The sequence below is a fragment of the Gluconacetobacter sacchari genome, assembly GCF_014174255.1.
In the GTDB taxonomy this organism is placed as follows: Bacteria; Pseudomonadota; Alphaproteobacteria; order Acetobacterales; family Acetobacteraceae; genus Gluconacetobacter; species Gluconacetobacter sacchari.
Genome location: NZ_JABEQJ010000010.1, coordinates 71,258 through 87,386, shown reverse-complemented (window position 1 = coordinate 87,386; position 16,129 = coordinate 71,258). Strand labels below are relative to the sequence as shown.

The window sequence follows — 16,129 nt, the reverse complement described above, 5'->3', positions numbered from 1 at the left end:
CTGATGTCGGATTTTGTGGCCCCGCAGTCCTCGCCTGAAGAAGATGAGCGCTTGCGTGAGGCGGGTCGGTTGTTGTTCGCCGGACCGTGCAACTTCTTCTTCGGAGCACAAAAGCTGGATCAGCTCCCGGTGCCCGCCGCGCCGGAAATCGCGTTCGCCGGTCGGTCGAATGTCGGTAAGTCCAGTCTGATCAATGCCCTGACCGGGCGAAAGGCGCTGGCTCGTGCTTCGTCCGAGCCAGGTCGGACGAAGCAGCTCAATTTCTTTGACCTAGGTGGCCGGCTAACGCTGGTGGATATGCCGGGCTACGGCTATGCCAAGGCTGCTAAGGACGTGAAGGAAGATTGGCAGGGTATGATGTTCGCGTATCTGCGCGGGCGCCCGACCTTGCGGCGTGTCATCCTGCTTCTGGACGCGCGGATCGAGATCAAGACGTCGGATCACGAGATCATGACCCTATTGGATCGCGCCGCCGTTACATTCGAAATCGTCCTGACCAAATGCGATGCCCTTCGCCCGGGTTCCTTGGAGGTCAAGCGAGCACAGGTTGCCGATCTGGCACGTCAGCATCCCGCTGCCTATCCCGAGATCTTGCTGACCAGTAGCGAGAATGGACTCGGCGTACCCGAGCTGCGTGCCAGCCTAGCCAGCTTGGCCTTGCCGCAGACGGATGAATTGATTTTATCCTGATCATGAGCAAAGACACTGGGCATGACCTGATGAACCAACCGACGAGCGATAAAACCGGCGATATCGTACAGACGATGAAGGAAGCACAGGAGCGTGCGGCGGTCCTGGCTCAGGCTCTGCCGTTCTTGCGTCGCTACGCTGGCGATACGATTGTGGTCAAATATGGCGGCCACGCGATGGTCGACGATTCGCTGTCGAATGCGTTCGGTCATGACATTGCGTTATTGAAGCTAGTGGGGATCAATCCTGTCGTTGTCCATGGGGGCGGCCCGCAAATTAGCGCGATGCTGACGCGGTTGCAGATCCCTTCGACCTTCGTTGACGGTCTGCGGATTACCGATGCCGCAATGGTTGATGTGATCGAGATGGTGCTGGCGGGCAAGGTCAACAAGCAGGTGGCCGGCCTGATCAATCAGGCCGGGGCTCTGGCTGTCGGGATTTCGGGCAAGGATGGCGGGCTGATCACGGCGCGCCGCCTGCGTCGCAAGGTACGCGACGCCGATAGCCAGATCGAGGAAGTGCTGGATCTGGGTTTTGTCGGTGAGCCGGTGCGCATTGACCCGCGTGTTCTCTACGCCTTATCGGGATCTGGACTGATACCGGTCGTGGCCCCTGTTGGCATCGGTGAGATGGGCGAAACCTACAATATCAATGCGGATACGGCAGCGGGTGCGATCGCCGGCGCGGTAAATGCGACGCGGCTGCTGATGCTGACTGATGTGCCCGGAGTACTGGACGAAAGCGGCGTGTTGATCCCAGAACTGACGGCCGAAGAGGCCAAGCGCGGCATTGCCAACGGAATGATTAGTGGCGGCATGATCCCGAAGGTTGAAACCTGCCTGGAGGCAGTTCGTGCAGGAGCTAGAGCGGCGGTGATTCTGGACGGGCGGGTACCTCATGCTTGTCTGCTGGAACTCTTCACCGAGGCCGGTCCCGGTACTTTGATTCGCGGCGAATAACGGAGCCGACGGTCGGCGGCGGTGCATAGGAAGATGCGTTGACATGCCGAGGCTTCCTTCGCATGGTCCCGCCACATGGCAACAACGGATATCGGACAGACCCGCGCTGACGGAGGATTGCAGGATATGAACGACGAACACGCCCTTCGGCCTCATATTGAGGCGGTGTGGGAACGGCGCGATACGCTCTCCGCCACCACTACTGGTGCTGATCGTGCGGTGGTCGAGCAGGCGCTGGGTGGCCTTGATGCGGGCTTGCTGCGGGTCGCCGTCTCTACCGAGGCCGGCTGGGTAGTCAATGAATGGCTAAAGAAAGCGGTTTTGTTGTCGTTTCGACTGAATGACAGCCGCGTTATGCCGGCCGCTCCGGCACCATTCTTCGACAAAGTGCCTCTGAAATTCGCCGACTGGAATCAAGAAAATTTCACACAGGCAGGATTCCGTGCTGTCCCCGGTGCCATTGTCCGGCGCTCAGCCTACGTGGCGCCCGGTGTCGTCCTGATGCCCAGCTTCGTCAATGCTGGTGCGCGTGTCGAAAGCGGCACCATGGTCGATACATGGGTGACGATCGGAAGCTGCGCGCAGATCGGGCGCAATTGCCATATCAGTGGCGGCGTTGGCATCGGTGGTGTGTTGGAGCCGTTGCAGGCGGCACCGGTGATCATCGAGGATGATTGCTTCATCGGTGCGCGGTCCGAGGTTGCCGAAGGCGTGATTGTGGAGCGTGGAAGCGTCTTATCGATGGGTGTGTTCTTGGGCGCCTCGACCAAGATCGTTGATCGTGCGACAGGCGAAGTCTTTGTTGGACGTGTCCCGGCCTATTCCGTCGTTGTGCCTGGCACGTTGCCGCCGCGCCAGCCGACAGGCACCGATGGTGCCGCGTTGCCCTCATTGGCCTGTGCCGTAATTGTCAAGCGCGTCGATGAGCGCACGCGTGCCAAGACTTCGATCAACGAATTGCTGCGCGATTGATCGGCGCAACGATGGAGCCGGATCTGATCGACGCGCTGTCGCTGGCGCAGGACCTGATACGCGCGCCGTCCATCACGCCCGATAAAGGGGGGGCGATCGGCGTCCTAGCCGACGCCCTGCGCAGCCTCGGGTTCGATGTCATTGACTTGCCCTTCGGCGATGGCGCGGAGCGGACGCCTAATCTGTTCGCCAGACTGGGAACGGCGGGTCCGCATCTGTGTTTCGCTGGCCATACCGATGTGGTGCCGCCGGGTGATGTGGGGTGGACCAGCGGTCCGTTCGATGCCGCAGTGCGAGGCAACGTGCTCTATGGGCGCGGTGCATGCGACATGAAGGGTGGCATCGCGGCTTTCGTCGGCGCAGTGGCGCGGCATCTAGGGGGTAGGCAGCGGCTGAATGGCTCGGTCAGCCTGCTAATTACCGGCGACGAAGAAGGGCCGGCGACCTACGGTACGGTAAAGGTGCTGGAATGGATGGCCGTGAACGGCCAGATCCCTGATTTCTGCGTAGTCGGCGAACCGACGAATCCTGATCGCATGGGCGACGTCGTCAAGATCGGGCGAAGGGGCAGTCTGAACGCGCGCATCGTCGTGCATGGCGTTCAGGGGCATGTGGCCTATCCGCAACGTGCTGACAATCCGATCCACCGTCTGATGGCGATTTTGTCAGACCTGACGGCCCACCCGTTAGACGAAGGGACGGAATGGTTCGAACCGTCGAGCGTGCAAGTGACCAGCGTGGATGTGGGTAATGACGCTACCAACGTCATTCCCGCCCGGGCGTCGGCAAGGCTGAACATCCGTTTCAATGATCGGCATACTGGCAAGGATCTGGCGCATTGGATAACCCGGAGCGTTCGGGCGTACGCGCCAGGGGCGGAAATTGAGATCCGTGTCAGCGGTGAAGCGTTCCTGACGCCGCGGACCCCGCAACTGGACATGCTGCTCGAAGCGGTGCAGCAGGTAACCGGGCGTCAGCCGCGGCTGGATACGGGAGGTGGTACGTCGGACGCGCGCTTTATCAGCCATTATTGCCCGGTCGCAGAATTCGGGCTGGTCGGCGCCAGCATGCACAAAGTCAATGAGCATGTTCCTATCGTCGATTTGCAGGTGCTAACCGATATATATGCCGCGTTTATCGAAAGGCTGATGGCATGATGCAGGGACGGGGCACTCCACCTCGACCGATGCCCGGCTCTCCCGGGGGGATCGCGCGGGGTATGATGCTGCTGGGTCGTGGCCGGCGTGACGGTATGGGTTGTTTTAGCGCGACGCCTGATGCTGTACTGACTGCGTTGGCCCCACGCGTGGCCCTCTGGCTGGTCGGAGGGCTACTGACGGTGGCGCAGGCACCGACACTATTAAGCGGCGCCAAGATCCTGTTTTCACTTTGTCTTGTTCTGGCCCCCGTGGTTCTGACCCAACTATTGGCGCGCCTATGGGCGCGTGAAGCTTTATGGCCGCGTTACATGGCGGCCGCGCTATGGTGCGACTGGCTGGTATTGTTCGTGATGCTGGCGGTGATCACGATAGTCGCCGTACTGGTTCCGGCGGGAATCGGCGTAGAGCACTCGGTATTGATCTTGAATGGGGTCATTTTCGCCTATAATCTGTGGCTGACTTGGTTCGTTGCGTGGGTAGGCTTGGCGCTGAGCATGTGGCGTGCGCTCGTACTGGTGCTCGTGATTGCATCTGTAATCATGGAGCTGGGCGTGCTCTCGTCAATGTTGCCGCCGCATTATTCGCCTTGGCAGGATTTTCTGGCGTTACCATCAGCGCATGCTACGCGGTGAAGCGTTATTTTCTGAAATTCTTGCATGAATTCAATGATAAAAACGGATCGGGGTCATAGCCGACGGCCGTCAAATACAAGCCGTCTGGCGGCGCTGTCGGGCCAGCGGCGCGGCGATCACAGGTGCGTAGCGCCTCGCCGACGCGTTCGGGGGGCCAAGTGCCTTCGCCCACCAGTTTCAGCGTGCCGACCATGTTGCGGACCTGATGGTGCAGGAACGAACGGGCGTCGGCTTCTATCACGATTTCCTCGTCCAGGCGAGTGACGGCCAATCGGTCCAGTGTACGCAAGGGGCTTGCCGCCTGACATGCGCTAGCCCGGAATGAGGTAAAATCGTGACGACCCAACAATTGTTGGGCGGCCAAGGCCATGGCACCGGCATCCAGCGGGCGCTTGACCAGCCAGACGCGACCTTCATCCAGCGCCAGACGGCCTCGCCGGTTCAGGATCCGGTATCGATAGGAGCGGCGGTTGGCGGAAAACCTTGCGTTCCACGCGTGGTCCACCGCCACCGCATCCACGATGGCGACCGGATAGGGTTTCATATGAAAGTTCAGCGCATCGCGAACTTTGGAGCCCGTCAACTCGGTGGCTGAGGGAAAATCCAGATGCACCACCTGTCCAGTGGCATGCACGCCTGCGTCGGTGCGTCCGGCGGTGACGCTGGGGACGGTCCGACCTTTCGCCAATCGGGCGGCGGCATCTTCGAGTACCTGTTGAACGGACAGGTTACCGCTCTGGCGTTGCCACCCGACAAAGGGGCGACCATCATATTCAATTCGGAGTGCCCACCGTTGTATGGTGGGTTCGGACAGGCGCTGGATGTCGGACGTCACGATCCCAATACCGTCCCGGCCGGTACGGACTGACCACGCAGGAATAAATTGGTATCCATCATACTTCGGCCAGGCCGCTGGAGACGGGTAATGCGCAGGGCGCCCTTCCCGCATGCGACTGTCAACGCATCATCCAGAATCGTTCCCGGAGGGGCGAGATGACGGGCCGGAGAAGGCGCGGCGCTGCCGATCTTGATCACTTGGCCATCCAGGGTAGTGAAGGTGCCAGGCCACGGAGTCAGGGCCCTGATCTGCCGATCAAGCGCTGCCGCATCCTGCGACCAGTCGATGCGTCCGTCCTCGCGCGTCAAGCGAGGCGCGTATGTGACACCCTGTTCGGGCTGCGCTTGGGCGGGAGTTGTGGGTTGATCCAGGGTGGTGACAATCAGACGTGCCCCCATTATGGCAAGATCGTCATGCAGGGTGGCTGCGGTGGTGGTTGGCGTTAGTGCAATCCGGTCGGACCGCAGCATGGCGCCTGTATCCAACTCAGCGTCCATCCGCATGATTGTGACCCCGCTGTGGTTGTCGCCGGCTAGGATGGCTGCCTGGATCGGCGCCGCGCCGCGCCAGCGGGGTAGCAGACTGGCATGGATATTGAGGCACCCCAGGCGGGGAGCGTCCAGCATCGCAGTCGGCAGGATCAGCCCATAGGCGGCGACCACGGCGGCATCCAGTTGCAAGGCATGGAAGAAAGCATGTTCCTCCACATTAATCCGTAGTCGTGCGGGGACGCGAACGGGCAGGCCGAGTTCCGCAGCTGCCCGGTGGACAGGCGATAAGCAGATCGCTTGACCGCGTCCAGCCGGCCGGGGTGGCTGGCTGTAGACGACTACAATCTCATGTCCCGCCGCGTGCAGGGCGAACAGAGAGGGTACCGCGAAATCCGGAGTGCCCATGAAGGCCAGGCGCATAGAGGAACTCCATTCGGTTTGGATGCATCGGGAGCGACAGGCGGTGATTATCGTTTCTGACGCTGTTCCTTTGCGAGGCGGCGCATGATCATGTTGCGTTTCAAGGTCGAGAGATGATCAACGAACAGGATGCCCTCGAGATGATCGATCTCGTGCTGGATACAGGTGGCCAGCAGGTCGTCGGCCTCCAGTTCCTGCATTGTGCCGTCCAGGGCGCGGAAGCGGATGCGTACCTGCTGGGGGCGGATCACGTCGGCATACTGGTTGGGGAGAGATAGGCACCCTTCCTCTCGTGAGACGAGGGTTTCCGATTCGGCAATCACTTCTGGATTGATCAGAACAAGAGGTTCACGCTGCCGCTCGTCGCCCAGGTCAACGATGGCAAAACGCAGGCCCAGACCGACCTGCGGGGCGGCCAAGCCGATACCCGGCGCCTGGTACATCGCGGCAAACATGCGGGGAAGGGCATCGCGCAGTACAGGTTCGTCTTCGGGCCGGACCAGCCGTGTTTTCTGGCGCAGGATGGTCTGGGGGGCCACCAGGATCTGCATGGGGGTGGTGCCGGCGATTTCGTCGTGACTGATCATAGGGGCGATGTAGCGATCCTCGCGCCTGCGCGCCAGAGGGTACGCTTGTTTGGGGATGCCGCGACGTGCCTTGCGAAATCAGGCTCCCATCCCATATCATATCCACGTGGGCGCCGGTGATGGGTCCGCGTGACCGTCTCGCTCGGTTGAGGAGGCCTTATGTCGGGAAGACTTTTTGGATCCCCCATGTTTCTGGGGTTTGATCATCTGGAACAGATGTTGGAACGTGCCGCAAAAGGGACTGCTGATGGCTATCCTCCCTATAATATCGAGCAACTGAACGCCACGTCGCTTCGAATTACGCTCGCGGTTGCGGGATTCGTGATGGATGATCTCCAGATTACCCAGGAAGACAACCAGCTTGTCATCCGTGGGCGCCAGACTGACGATACACAGGGGCGCGTTTTCTTGCATCGTGGCATTGCTGCACGACAATTCCAGAAAGCATTCGTTTTGGCCGAAGGGATCGAGGTCAGCGGAGCGTGGCTGGATAATGGTCTGCTACATATTGATCTAGTGCGGCCGCAACCGGAAGTCCGCGTCAAGCTGATTGAGATCACCCAGGGGCGCACGAGCGCGACGACGGCCGAGATCGATCTGCCAAAGGCACATGCGCAGCGCGTCGCGCGGGCAATCGAGGATGCTTGAGCACTGACTGCTGCGCGGCGCGCATGGGCTCAGTTTCGGCGCGGCCAGTCGTCTGTGAGACGATAATGTGACAAGTGAATTGGCCGGCGTGACGATCGTCGCGTGACGCAGGTCATTCGCATGGAGGACCGGATCATGAGAATTACGACGCAGAATGGGCAGGTCGTTCTTCAAGCTGACCATATGCCGGTGACCGCTGACGTTCGTCATCTGACGGACATCCAGATGCGCGCGCTTGGCGTGTCGCGAGTGGCTTATATCAAGCCGGTGATCGTCGAGGGAGAGGGGGCGTTTGCCATCCATGCCGCCGACGGCACACCGATGGCGTTGACCGAGGACCAGGACACCGCCATTGAGGCGATCTTGCAGCACGAGATGATACCTACCTTGCTACATTGAAGAACAAGCCAGATGCCGGGAGCCCCGGCATCTGGTGGCGCTCCATTTCAGCCAGGGGTGGGGTCCAGCCAGCCGATATTACCGTCCTGCCGACGATAGATAACGTTGATCTGTTCACTGATACTATTGCGGAACATCAGGAGGGTAGAGGCCGCCAGGTCAAGGCGCATCACGGCCTCGCTTACGCTCAACGTCGCGATTTCTGCCGTGCGTTCGGCGATGATGGTTGCGTAAGCATGCGTGCTGTTCTCGCGTGTCGCGCCATTTGTCGCGTGTTCTGCGTCATCGGCCGGTCGCAGGATGTAGCTGCGTCCCATTTCCGGCGTGTCGCGGCGGGGTAAAGTGCGGAGATGGTCGTTAACGCGCTCGCGATAGCGTCGCAGGCGACGGGCCATGTGTTCGGCAGCATCGTCGAACGCGCCATGGGCGTCGGTACCCTCTCCTTCACCCCGCAGGGTCAGGCCGCGCGCTGCATGCAGATTGATATCGCAGGTAAAGAAGGATCGGGCGCGGCTGAATGTGACCTGGGCTTCTAGGGCACGGTCGAAATATTTGTCGGCAAGGCGATCAAGATGCCCCGTAACCCGGTGTTTCAAGGCGTCGGAGAGGTCGATCTGTTTGCCAGCGACACTGATTTGCATGTGACATCACCCCTTGCATAGATGAGCGTCCGAAACCGGACGGAACTATGCCGACGGCCCATAAATGCTCATTCCGTCGGGCGTAGCGTCAGGCCTCGAAAGCCTTTTCCCGTTTTCTCTGCGCCGAATTGGGTATCTTCAGCGCATCCCGGTATTTGGCCACGGTTCGGCGGGAGATGTCTATTCCTTACTTTCTTAATTTATTCACAATTGCTTCGTCGGAGAGAATGTCCTGCCGGTAATCGTGTGAGATCAGCAGCTTGATGTCGTAGGCCGGTTGATTCGAAATGGCTGGTGGTCAGAGGGAGAAATTTTCTCCCAGATAGACGCGCCGCACGTCCTCGTTGGCGACGATTTCCTCGGGGCGGCCCTCCATCAGGACCTGACCGCTGTGCATGATGTAGGCGCGATCGATGACTTCCAGCGTCTCGCGGACGTTATGGTCGGTAATCAGCACGCCGATCCCGCGATCCTTGAGATGGGAGACCAGGTCGCGAATCTCGCCTACCGCGATCGGGTCGATGCCGGCCAGGGGCTCGTCCAGCAGGATGTAGTGCGGCTGGCTGGCCAGGGCGCGGGCGATTTCGAGCCGGCGGCGCTCGCCGCCCGACAGGGCCAGCGACGGTGCGCGCCGCAGGTGGGAAATGCCGAATTCGCCCAGCAGGCCGGTCAGCATCTCCTCCCGCCGGTCGGGATCGGTTTCCACGACTTCCAGCGCCGCCATGATGTTCTGTTCGACATTCAGGCCCCTGAAGATGCTGGCTTCCTGTGGCAGGTAGCCGATGCCAAGCCGGGCGCGGCGGTACATCGGCAGGCGCGTGATGTCGGTACCATCGAGGGTAATCGAGCCGCTGTCGGGCTGCACCAGGCCTACGATCATGTAGAAGCTGGTGGTCTTGCCTGCGCCGTTGGGCCCCAGAAGGCCGACGGCTTCGCCACGGTTGACCTGAATCGACACGTTCCGGACCACCGGACGCTTCTTGTAGGTCTTCCCGATCCCGCTGGCGATCAGTCCGCTGAGGGTGTTGGAGGAGGGGGCATATCCCACTTCGTCCTTCGCCTCGTCAGACAGGGCATAAGGAATGTCGTTCATTGGTGGGTTCCGGTGGGGGGAGGATTGGCCTCGTTGGGGACGATCAGGCCGCTGACCCGCCCGCCAGGGTGTTCGGTCATCGTGGCGATCCCGGTGTGCATGTTCACGATTGCCGCGGCTCCGCTGATCTGGTTCTGACCCCGTGTAATATGCACATTTCCGACGATCCGCGCGATTCCGGTATCGGGAACGTATACGCCGCGGTCCCCGGTCACCGTCTCGGTTTGTGTGCGGACGAATACATGTCCGAATGCGTTGACTTTTTCCAATTTTCCCGAGCCGGTCAATGGTTGGCTGCCTTGAGCGGCCGGCTGGGGAGAGGATTGCGCGCTGTAGCCGACCAGGACGTCGGCGCGGATCTGCCGCCCGTCATTGGTGGTGACGGTGGCGTCGCCCCGCCCGACCGACATGCGGGTCTGGGAATAATATTCCATCGAATCGCGGGCTGTCAGGACGTCCTGCGGCGTGACCAGTTTCAGTCCCTTGCCGGTCAGGACCATGACGGCCTGGTCGATGTCGTAGACGCCCCTGTCGCCCCAGGCCTGGTCGGTGTCGGTAAAAATATGGACGTGTCCCAGTGCGTTAAGGCGGTAGACTTCGTTCGCGCCCGATCCGGCGTCGGTACTCTGGGAGGGGGGGGCGGGCGATCCTGGCGGGGGGGCCTTCCTGCGGTAGAAGGCCGTCAGGCGGTCGGCGGTCACGGTGACGTTGCCGCGCACGGCCTGGGCCCGGTCATAGGCGGTAACCGTCTGGGTTTTCTGGTCCCAGTCGAAGCCGCCGGCTGCCGTGACGGTGATCTGGCCGCCATGCGACAGGTCGATGGCCTGGCCGCGCGCGCCACCGGGATGGGGCAGGCAGGACGCGGCGCCAAGGAGCAGGAGCGCGGAGGCGACCTTTGCGGAGGCGGTCATCGGGAGGGTTCCGGGTGGGTGGCGGGGGAGGCGGGTGGAGGCGCGGCCGAGGCGCCGGCATGGGTATCGTCGTTCAAAATCAGCCGTCCCGGCCCTCGGAACTGGGCGACACCCTCGTGCTGGGACAGCAGGGCTCCCTGCGCGTCCAGCACGCCGAACGGGCCTTCGGCATGGACCCAGCGGTCGGACGCGATGATCCCCTGCCTGAGATCGATATCCGCGGTGACCCCGGTCAGGATCACGCCATCTTCGCGGTAGAGTGCCACGTCCTGCGTCAGGTCCAGCAATTGCTCATGTTGCAGATACACGCCCTGCGCGGCGCTGACCATCGTCCAGTCTCCGCCCTGGGTCAGGATGTCGGCGGCCGGACGGGTCAGGCTGATGCGGTCCTGGGTGAGCTGCTGTGCCTGGTCGGCGGTGATCATGAACGGGCGGTCGTGGTCGTCGAGCCCCCGATAGACCGCGCCGAGCATGTTGCCGCTGCTGACGTGCAGGCTTTCCATCTCGCGCAGGGCGCCGCGCTGCATGTTGACCAGCCGGTCGATGGCCGGCCATGCGGCGATCGAGCCCAGGAGCAGCAGGGCGGCCGCGGGCAGCGCCCATTTGGCCCAGCGGACCATGCGCTGGCGCCGCGCGATGTCGCCGGGACGCAGGACCCGCCGGATGTCGGGGCCGACCTTGTGCAGCAGCGACCGCTGCCGGGCGACCTGGTCGGCGGACCGTGCGAAATCCTCGCGTCGGGGGGGCGTTTCGCTCATGCGACGCCCGCGCGCAGCAGGTCGTGGACATGGAGGATGCCGAGCGGCACCCCGTCGCCGTCCAGCACGAACAGGCTGGTAATGGGGCGGACGCGGGCATTCATCAGCCGCAGCGCCTCGGCCGCCAGCACGTCCGGCCCGGTCGTCAGGGGGGTGGGATTCATGATGTCGGCGGCGCGGGTGCGGTCGAGGTCACGGTCCAGGACACGGCGCAGGTCGCCATCGGTGATCAGGCCGGCCAGCCGGCCATCGGCACCGACCACGCCCATGCAGCCGAAGGCCTTGCGCGTCATCTCCATGATGACCTGTCGCAGGGAGGTGTCGGGCGTGCCCAGCGGCATGACGCCGCCGCGATGCATCAGGTCGCCGACGCGGCGCAGCCGGGTGCCCAGCCGGCCGCCGGGATGGAAGATGCCGAATTCGGTCGCCGAGAAGCCCCGCCGCTCCAGCAGCACCACCGCCAGCGCGTCGCCCAGGGCGAGTTGCATCGTCGAGGATGTGGTGGGGGCCAGGCCCATCGGGCAGGCCTCGGGCGCGTCGGGGACGATCAGGGGGATGTCGGCGGCGCGGGCCAATGTCGAGGCGGGCCGTGTCGTGATGGCGACCAGCAGCAGGCCGAAACGCCGCGCATGGGCCACGATGTCGGCCAGTTCGGGCGTTTCGCCCGAATTGGACAGGGCCAGCACGGCATCGCCCGGCTGGAGCATCCCCAGGTCGCCATGCGAGGCTTCGGAGGGATGGACGAAAACCGAGGGCGTGCCGGTCGAGGCCAGGGTGGACTGGATCTTGCGGCCGATCTGGCCGGATTTGCCGATCCCCGTCACGACGACGCGGCCGGCCAGCGTCGAGAAGGCGGCGATCGTGCGGGTGAAGGCCTGGCCCAGCGCCGGCATGCGCAGGGCGGCCGCCATCTGCATCAGCCCGTCGGTTTCGCGCGCCAGCACCCGGCAGGCCGCCGCGATATCGGCCTCGGCCGGGTCGGTGTCGGGAGTCGCGCTGACGGGATGGTCGGATTGGGTCATGCCAGCCGTGTATCGCCATGGCGATGGTCCAGGTCAAACGGAACCATGGACCGCGAGGGGGAAGGGAGCCTCATGGCCGGTGGGCGAAGATGTCCGGATCTTCGTATCCCAGCAGGTCCAGCCGCGCGCGGGCGGGCAGGAAATCGTAGCAGGCCTGGGCCAGGTCGCGCCTGCCCTCGCGATGCAGCAGGGCCTCCAGTACCGCCCAGAGCGCGTGCAGATGGAGCACGTCCGACGCGGCATAGGCCAACTGCTCGGCCGTCAGTTCCGGCGCGCCCCAGTCGGAGGTCTGCTGCTGCTTGCTGAGGTCGACGCCGAGCAGTTCGCGGCATAGCTGGGCCAGCCCGTGGCGGTCGGTGAAGGTCCGGACCAGCTTGGAGGCGATCTTGGTGCAGATGACCGGCGCCACGGTGATGCCGAGCGCGTGCTGGAGGATCGCGACGTCGAAGCGCGCGAAGTGCATCAGCTTGGTGATGGCGGGATCGGCCATCAGCCGCGCGAGGTTGGGGCTGGGCGTGCCCGGCAGGATCTGCACCAGATGGGCGGACTGGTCGCCGGCCGAGATCTGCACCAGGCACAGGCGGTCACGATGCGGCTTCAGGCCCATGGCCTCGGTATCGACGGCGATCGGGCCGTGGAACGTCACCTCGGCCGGCAGGTCGCCGCGATGCAGATGGATCGTGGGCGTGGTGACGGTCATGCGTGGCTCCCCGCGTTGCAGGCGTGCGTGCCCTCGTGACGCTGTGGGACATATAATATCGGAACCGGCCATAAGCGAGGGGGCGCCGGGCGACGGCCCGGAACCCCGGGGGAAGAAGCCCGGGCGGGCGATGTCCGATACAGCATGTAGAGGGATGGTGCCCAGAAGAAGACTCGAACTTCCACGACCTTGCGGCCACAGGTACCTGAAACCTGCGCGTCTACCAATTCCGCCATCTGGGCTTAGAAGGCCCCCGTTTCCGGGGTGGTGAGGGGCATTTACGCCGAAGGAACAGGGCGGTCAACGCCGGTCTTCACATATTCCGCATAAGCAACGACATGGCGCGGCCAACTGGCCGGATGCCTGCCAGAAGCTTGATTTACCGGTATTTGAGAAGGGATGGTGCCCAGAAGAAGACTCGAACTTCCACGACCTTGCGGCCACAGGTACCTGAAACCTGCGCGTCTACCAATTCCGCCATCTGGGCTTAGAAGGCCCCCGTTTCCGGGGTGGTGAGGGGCGTTTACTCCGCCCATGGAGGGCGGTCAACACGGTCCGTACGATTCGTGTCGTTTTTATTGCATGCGCCGCACGGGACGGACGGTGTGCTAGGCATGGAGCAAAAGCAGGGGGATGGACATGGCGACGCGGAAAGTGGCGGCGGTCATCGGAGGTTCGGGGTTTCTGGGGCGCCATGTGGTCCGGCGGCTGGCCGAGGACGGGTATGTGGTGCGGGTGGCCGCGCGGCGCACCGATCGGGCGGCGTCGTTGCGCCCGCTGGGCGATGTGGGGCAGATCGTGCCGCTGGGGGCGTCGATCCTCGATCCGGACTCGCTGGTGCCGGTGGTCGAGGGGGCGAGGGTCGTCGTGAACCTGGTCGGTATCCTGGCCGAGCGCGGGCGGGCGACCTTCCAGGCCGTGCATGTCGAGGGGGCGGAGCATGTCGCGCGCCTGGCGGCTTCGGCGGGGGTCGCGCAATTGCTGCATGTCTCGGCCATCGGGGCGGCGCCGGACAGCCCTTCGGCCTATGGGCGCAGCAAGGCGGCCGGCGAGGAGGCGGTGCTGCGGGCGATGCCGGAGGCGACGATCGTGCGGCCGTCGATCCTGTTCGGGGCGGATGACCGTTTCACCAACCTGTTCGCCACCCTGGCGCGCTTCAGCCCCGTCGTGCCGGTCTATGGCGCGCGGACGCGCGTGCAGCCGGTCCATGTCGCCGATGTGGCCGAGGGGATCCGGCGGCTGCTGCCGGGTGGCGTGCATGCGGGTGCAATCTTCGAATTCGGTGGTCCGGCGGTGCGGACGATGGAGGAGATCGCGCGGCTGGTGGTGGCGGCGGTCGGGCGACGGCGGCTGGTGGTGGCGGTGCCGGCGGCCCTGGCGTGGTGGCAGGCCATGTGGCTGGAGCGCCTGCCCGGAAAGATGCTGACCCGCGACCAGTTGGCGATGCTGTCGCGCGACAATGTGGCGACGGACGGGGCGCCGGGGCTGGAGCAGCTCGCGATCCGGCCGGCGCCGATGGAATTGATTGTTCCGTCTTATCTGGGCGGATATAAAATTACATAAACAAGCCAGTTCAACGTATTATATGGTCAATTGGTCCGAATCGGACCAATGAGGACCTGCGGCGCACTCTTTTGGGAAGCTTGCGATCGGGCTTTTTGCCATAAAGGGCAGCAATGCTGTCTTTTATGGCGGATGGGGCTGTCGTAGGTGTTCCGCCGACATGGATGACGGGCTGCCTGGGGGCGAATGATGGTCGAGCATATGCTGAAATTCGTCTCGGTGCCGCAGAGCCAGCCCGACAAGCGGCCGGCGGCGGAACGGCGGAGCGATTTCGACGAGATCTATCGCGATTTCGCGGTGGAAAAGGCGGAGCAGCAGGCCAGTCGCTGCTCGCAATGCGGGGTGCCGTTCTGCTCGGTCCATTGTCCGCTGGGCAACAATATCCCCGACTGGTTGAAGATGACCGCCGAGGGGCGGCTGGAGGAGGCGTTTGCGCTGTCTTCCGCCACCAACAATTTTCCCGAGATCTGCGGTCGGATCTGCCCCCAGGACCGGCTGTGCGAAGGCAATTGCGTGATCGAGAAGGGGTTCGAGAGCGTCACCATCGGCGCGGTCGAGCGCTTCATCACCGATACCGCCTTCGCCAGCGGCTGGGTCGAGCCGATCCGGCCGCCGGTGGAGCGCGAGGCTTCGATCGGGATCGTCGGCGCGGGGCCCGGTGGCCTGGCGGCGGCGATGCAGTTTCGCCAGCAGGGCTACCAGGTGCATGTCTATGACCGGTACGACCGGATCGGTGGCCTGATGATCTATGGCATTCCGGGATTCAAGCTGGAAAAGGATATCGTCGCGCGGCGCCATCTGTATCTGGAGGAATCCGGGGTCCGGTTTCATCTCGGCGTGGATATCGCGGATGGCGACGGGGAGGGCAGGCTGTCCTTCGCGACCCTGCGGGCGCGGCATGACGCGGTGCTGATCGCGACCGGCGTCTATAAGTCGCGCGATATCGGCGGGCCCGGCGCGGGGCTGGGCGGCATCGTCAAGGCGCTGGATTACCTGACGATGTCCAACCGGCTGTCGCTGGGCGACGCGGTCGCCCCCGGGGAGAGCGCGGCGCTGGATGCCGCCGGCAAGTCGGTGGTGGTGATCGGCGGCGGCGACACGGCGATGGATTGCGTGCGGACCGCGATCCGCCAGGGGGCGAAGACGGTCACGTGCCTGTATCGCCGCGACCGCGCGAACATGCCCGGATCGCTCCGCGAGGTGAAGAACGCCGAGGAGGAAGGGGTGTCGTTCGTCTGGCTGGCGGCGCCCGAGGCGTTTCTGGGCGACGGGACCGTCAGCGGCGTGCGCGCCGTGCGGATGAAGCTGGGCATGTCCGACGCCAGCGGCCGGCAGTCGGTCGAGCCGGTGGAGGACAGCGCCTTCGTGCTGGAAGCCGACCTGGTGATCAAGGCGCTGGGCTTCGACCCCGAGCCGCTGCCGACCCTGTGGGGGCAGCCGGACCTGGCCGTGTCGCGCTGGGGCACGCTGCGGGTCGACCATGAGAGTTTCATGACCAGCCTGCCGGGCGTGTTCGCGGCGGGCGATATCGTGCGCGGGGCCAGCCTGGTGGTGTGGGCGATCCGCGATGGACGGGATGCGGCGGCGCAGATGCATCGCTGGCTGGAAAACCGGGCGGCCGCGTGCGCCCAGGCCGCGGAGTGAC

19 protein-coding genes and 2 tRNA genes are annotated in these 16,129 nt (G+C 63.7%); 9 read left to right on the top strand and 12 right to left on the bottom strand.

The window, feature by feature from the left end; translation table 11 throughout:
* The first annotated feature begins 3 nt into the window (after nucleotides 1-3).
* The 5 genes from yihA (at nucleotide 4) to HLH48_RS09490 (ending at nucleotide 4,413) form a co-directional block, all read left to right on the top strand.
* Nucleotides 4-690, top strand: coding sequence for a ribosome biogenesis GTP-binding protein YihA/YsxC (yihA, locus tag HLH48_RS09510; RefSeq protein ID WP_182997267.1), 687 nt, complete (start codon nucleotides 4-6; stop codon nucleotides 688-690).
* Nucleotides 691-719: 29 nt separating this feature from the next.
* On the top strand, nucleotides 720-1,649 hold the full coding sequence (gene argB / locus HLH48_RS09505; RefSeq protein WP_182997319.1) for an acetylglutamate kinase: 930 nt from the start codon (nucleotides 720-722) through the stop codon (nucleotides 1,647-1,649).
* A 126-nt stretch (nucleotides 1,650-1,775) separates the two neighbouring features.
* Nucleotides 1,776-2,621, top strand: coding sequence for a 2,3,4,5-tetrahydropyridine-2,6-dicarboxylate N-succinyltransferase (dapD, locus tag HLH48_RS09500; protein WP_182997266.1), 846 nt, complete (start codon nucleotides 1,776-1,778; stop codon nucleotides 2,619-2,621).
* A gap of 11 nt (nucleotides 2,622-2,632) precedes the next feature.
* Entirely contained in the window at nucleotides 2,633-3,778 is a 1,146-nt protein-coding gene (gene dapE, locus HLH48_RS09495; protein WP_182997265.1) for a succinyl-diaminopimelate desuccinylase, read from the top strand.
* 62 nt (nucleotides 3,779-3,840) lie between these two features.
* Entirely contained in the window at nucleotides 3,841-4,413 is a 573-nt protein-coding gene (locus tag HLH48_RS09490; RefSeq protein ID WP_246387191.1) for a hypothetical protein, read from the top strand.
* Nucleotides 4,414-4,417: 4 nt separating this feature from the next.
* On the opposite strand, the gene truA is transcribed toward HLH48_RS09490, so the two are convergent.
* The 3 genes from truA to def are packed head-to-tail and all read right to left on the bottom strand — an operon-like array spanning nucleotide 4,418 to nucleotide 6,749.
* Entirely contained in the window at nucleotides 4,418-5,212 is a 795-nt protein-coding gene (gene truA, locus HLH48_RS09485) for a tRNA pseudouridine(38-40) synthase TruA (RefSeq protein ID WP_182997318.1), read from the bottom strand.
* 32 nt (nucleotides 5,213-5,244) lie between these two features.
* A complete protein-coding gene (gene fmt, locus HLH48_RS09480) occupies nucleotides 5,245-6,162 on the bottom strand; it encodes a methionyl-tRNA formyltransferase (protein ID WP_182997263.1) in 918 nt (305 codons plus the stop codon).
* Nucleotides 6,163-6,209: 47 nt separating this feature from the next.
* Nucleotides 6,210-6,749, bottom strand: a complete 540-nt coding sequence (gene def, locus HLH48_RS09475; protein ID WP_182997262.1) for a peptide deformylase — start codon at nucleotides 6,747-6,749, stop codon at nucleotides 6,210-6,212.
* Between the two features lie 159 nt (nucleotides 6,750-6,908).
* On the opposite strand from def, the gene HLH48_RS09470 reads away from it, so the two are divergent.
* Together HLH48_RS09470 and HLH48_RS09465 are read left to right on the top strand one after the other, a co-directional pair.
* Nucleotides 6,909-7,397 (top strand): Hsp20 family protein, encoded by a 489-nt coding sequence (locus tag HLH48_RS09470; RefSeq protein ID WP_182997261.1) that lies wholly within the window; start codon nucleotides 6,909-6,911, stop codon nucleotides 7,395-7,397.
* A 135-nt stretch (nucleotides 7,398-7,532) separates the two neighbouring features.
* Nucleotides 7,533-7,796: a DUF1150 family protein gene (locus HLH48_RS09465; protein WP_182997317.1), complete on the top strand. Its 264-nt coding sequence runs from the start codon at nucleotides 7,533-7,535 to the stop codon at nucleotides 7,794-7,796.
* Nucleotides 7,797-7,843: 47 nt separating this feature from the next.
* Here HLH48_RS09465 and hpf read toward each other — a convergent pair whose 3' ends face one another.
* From hpf to HLH48_RS09420, 9 genes are all read right to left on the bottom strand, one after another.
* Nucleotides 7,844-8,437: a ribosome hibernation-promoting factor, HPF/YfiA family gene (gene hpf, locus HLH48_RS09460; RefSeq protein WP_182997260.1), complete on the bottom strand. Its 594-nt coding sequence runs from the start codon at nucleotides 8,435-8,437 to the stop codon at nucleotides 7,844-7,846.
* Between the two features lie 88 nt (nucleotides 8,438-8,525).
* Complete coding sequence (locus HLH48_RS23915) at nucleotides 8,526-8,615, bottom strand: RNA polymerase factor sigma-54 (protein ID WP_456305409.1); 90 nt, start codon at nucleotides 8,613-8,615, stop codon at nucleotides 8,526-8,528.
* 120 nt (nucleotides 8,616-8,735) lie between these two features.
* Nucleotides 8,736-9,530, bottom strand: coding sequence for an LPS export ABC transporter ATP-binding protein (gene lptB / locus HLH48_RS09450; protein WP_182997259.1), 795 nt, complete (start codon nucleotides 9,528-9,530; stop codon nucleotides 8,736-8,738).
* On the bottom strand, nucleotides 9,527-10,441 hold the full coding sequence (locus HLH48_RS09445; RefSeq protein ID WP_182997258.1) for an LptA/OstA family protein: 915 nt from the start codon (nucleotides 10,439-10,441) through the stop codon (nucleotides 9,527-9,529). Before HLH48_RS09445 ends, lptB begins: the two co-directional genes overlap by 4 nt.
* Nucleotides 10,438-11,199, bottom strand: a complete 762-nt coding sequence (gene lptC / locus HLH48_RS09440; RefSeq protein ID WP_182997257.1) for an LPS export ABC transporter periplasmic protein LptC — start codon at nucleotides 11,197-11,199, stop codon at nucleotides 10,438-10,440. Before lptC ends, HLH48_RS09445 begins: the two co-directional genes overlap by 4 nt.
* Nucleotides 11,196-12,221 (bottom strand): KpsF/GutQ family sugar-phosphate isomerase, encoded by a 1,026-nt coding sequence (locus HLH48_RS09435; RefSeq protein WP_182997256.1) that lies wholly within the window; start codon nucleotides 12,219-12,221, stop codon nucleotides 11,196-11,198. Before HLH48_RS09435 ends, lptC begins: the two co-directional genes overlap by 4 nt.
* Before the next feature lie 70 nt (nucleotides 12,222-12,291).
* Nucleotides 12,292-12,921 carry a ribonuclease D gene (locus HLH48_RS09430; protein WP_182997255.1) on the bottom strand — a complete coding sequence of 210 codons (630 nt, stop codon included), beginning with the start codon at nucleotides 12,919-12,921 and terminating at the stop codon, nucleotides 12,292-12,294.
* Between the two features lie 155 nt (nucleotides 12,922-13,076).
* Nucleotides 13,077-13,163: transfer RNA gene (locus HLH48_RS09425), tRNA-Leu, on the bottom strand.
* 158 nt (nucleotides 13,164-13,321) lie between these two features.
* Nucleotides 13,322-13,408, bottom strand: a tRNA-Leu gene (locus tag HLH48_RS09420).
* A 152-nt stretch (nucleotides 13,409-13,560) separates the two neighbouring features.
* On the opposite strand from HLH48_RS09420, the gene HLH48_RS09415 reads away from it, so the two are divergent.
* Together HLH48_RS09415 and HLH48_RS09410 are read left to right on the top strand one after the other, a co-directional pair.
* Nucleotides 13,561-14,484 (top strand): complex I NDUFA9 subunit family protein, encoded by a 924-nt coding sequence (locus HLH48_RS09415; protein WP_182997254.1) that lies wholly within the window; start codon nucleotides 13,561-13,563, stop codon nucleotides 14,482-14,484.
* 189 nt (nucleotides 14,485-14,673) lie between these two features.
* A complete protein-coding gene (locus HLH48_RS09410; protein WP_182997316.1) occupies nucleotides 14,674-16,128 on the top strand; it encodes an NAD(P)-dependent oxidoreductase in 1,455 nt (484 codons plus the stop codon).
* The last annotated feature ends 1 nt before the right edge of the window (nucleotide 16,129 follow it).

Coding starts and splice junctions, on each gene's coding strand:
- lptB (WP_182997259.1), bottom strand. CDS start 9,530: ATGAACGACATTCCTTATGCCCTGTCTGACGAGGCGAAGGACGAAGTG.
- yihA (WP_182997267.1), top strand. CDS start 4: ATGTCGGATTTTGTGGCCCCGCAGTCCTCGCCTGAAGAAGATGAGCGC.
- hpf (WP_182997260.1), bottom strand. CDS start 8,437: ATGCAAATCAGTGTCGCTGGCAAACAGATCGACCTCTCCGACGCCTTG.
- HLH48_RS09435 (WP_182997256.1), bottom strand. CDS start 12,221: ATGACCCAATCCGACCATCCCGTCAGCGCGACTCCCGACACCGACCCG.
- argB (WP_182997319.1), top strand. CDS start 720: ATGAACCAACCGACGAGCGATAAAACCGGCGATATCGTACAGACGATG.
- lptC (WP_182997257.1), bottom strand. CDS start 11,199: ATGAGCGAAACGCCCCCCCGACGCGAGGATTTCGCACGGTCCGCCGAC.
- def (WP_182997262.1), bottom strand. CDS start 6,749: ATGATCAGTCACGACGAAATCGCCGGCACCACCCCCATGCAGATCCTG.
- HLH48_RS09445 (WP_182997258.1), bottom strand. CDS start 10,441: ATGACCGCCTCCGCAAAGGTCGCCTCCGCGCTCCTGCTCCTTGGCGCC.
- HLH48_RS09410 (WP_182997316.1), top strand. CDS start 14,674: ATGGTCGAGCATATGCTGAAATTCGTCTCGGTGCCGCAGAGCCAGCCC.
- HLH48_RS09430 (WP_182997255.1), bottom strand. CDS start 12,921: ATGACCGTCACCACGCCCACGATCCATCTGCATCGCGGCGACCTGCCG.
- HLH48_RS09465 (WP_182997317.1), top strand. CDS start 7,533: ATGAGAATTACGACGCAGAATGGGCAGGTCGTTCTTCAAGCTGACCAT.
- HLH48_RS09415 (WP_182997254.1), top strand. CDS start 13,561: ATGGCGACGCGGAAAGTGGCGGCGGTCATCGGAGGTTCGGGGTTTCTG.
- fmt (WP_182997263.1), bottom strand. CDS start 6,162: ATGCGCCTGGCCTTCATGGGCACTCCGGATTTCGCGGTACCCTCTCTG.
- dapE (WP_182997265.1), top strand. CDS start 2,633: ATGGAGCCGGATCTGATCGACGCGCTGTCGCTGGCGCAGGACCTGATA.
- dapD (WP_182997266.1), top strand. CDS start 1,776: ATGAACGACGAACACGCCCTTCGGCCTCATATTGAGGCGGTGTGGGAA.
- HLH48_RS09490 (WP_246387191.1), top strand. CDS start 3,841: ATGATGCTGCTGGGTCGTGGCCGGCGTGACGGTATGGGTTGTTTTAGC.
- HLH48_RS09470 (WP_182997261.1), top strand. CDS start 6,909: ATGTCGGGAAGACTTTTTGGATCCCCCATGTTTCTGGGGTTTGATCAT.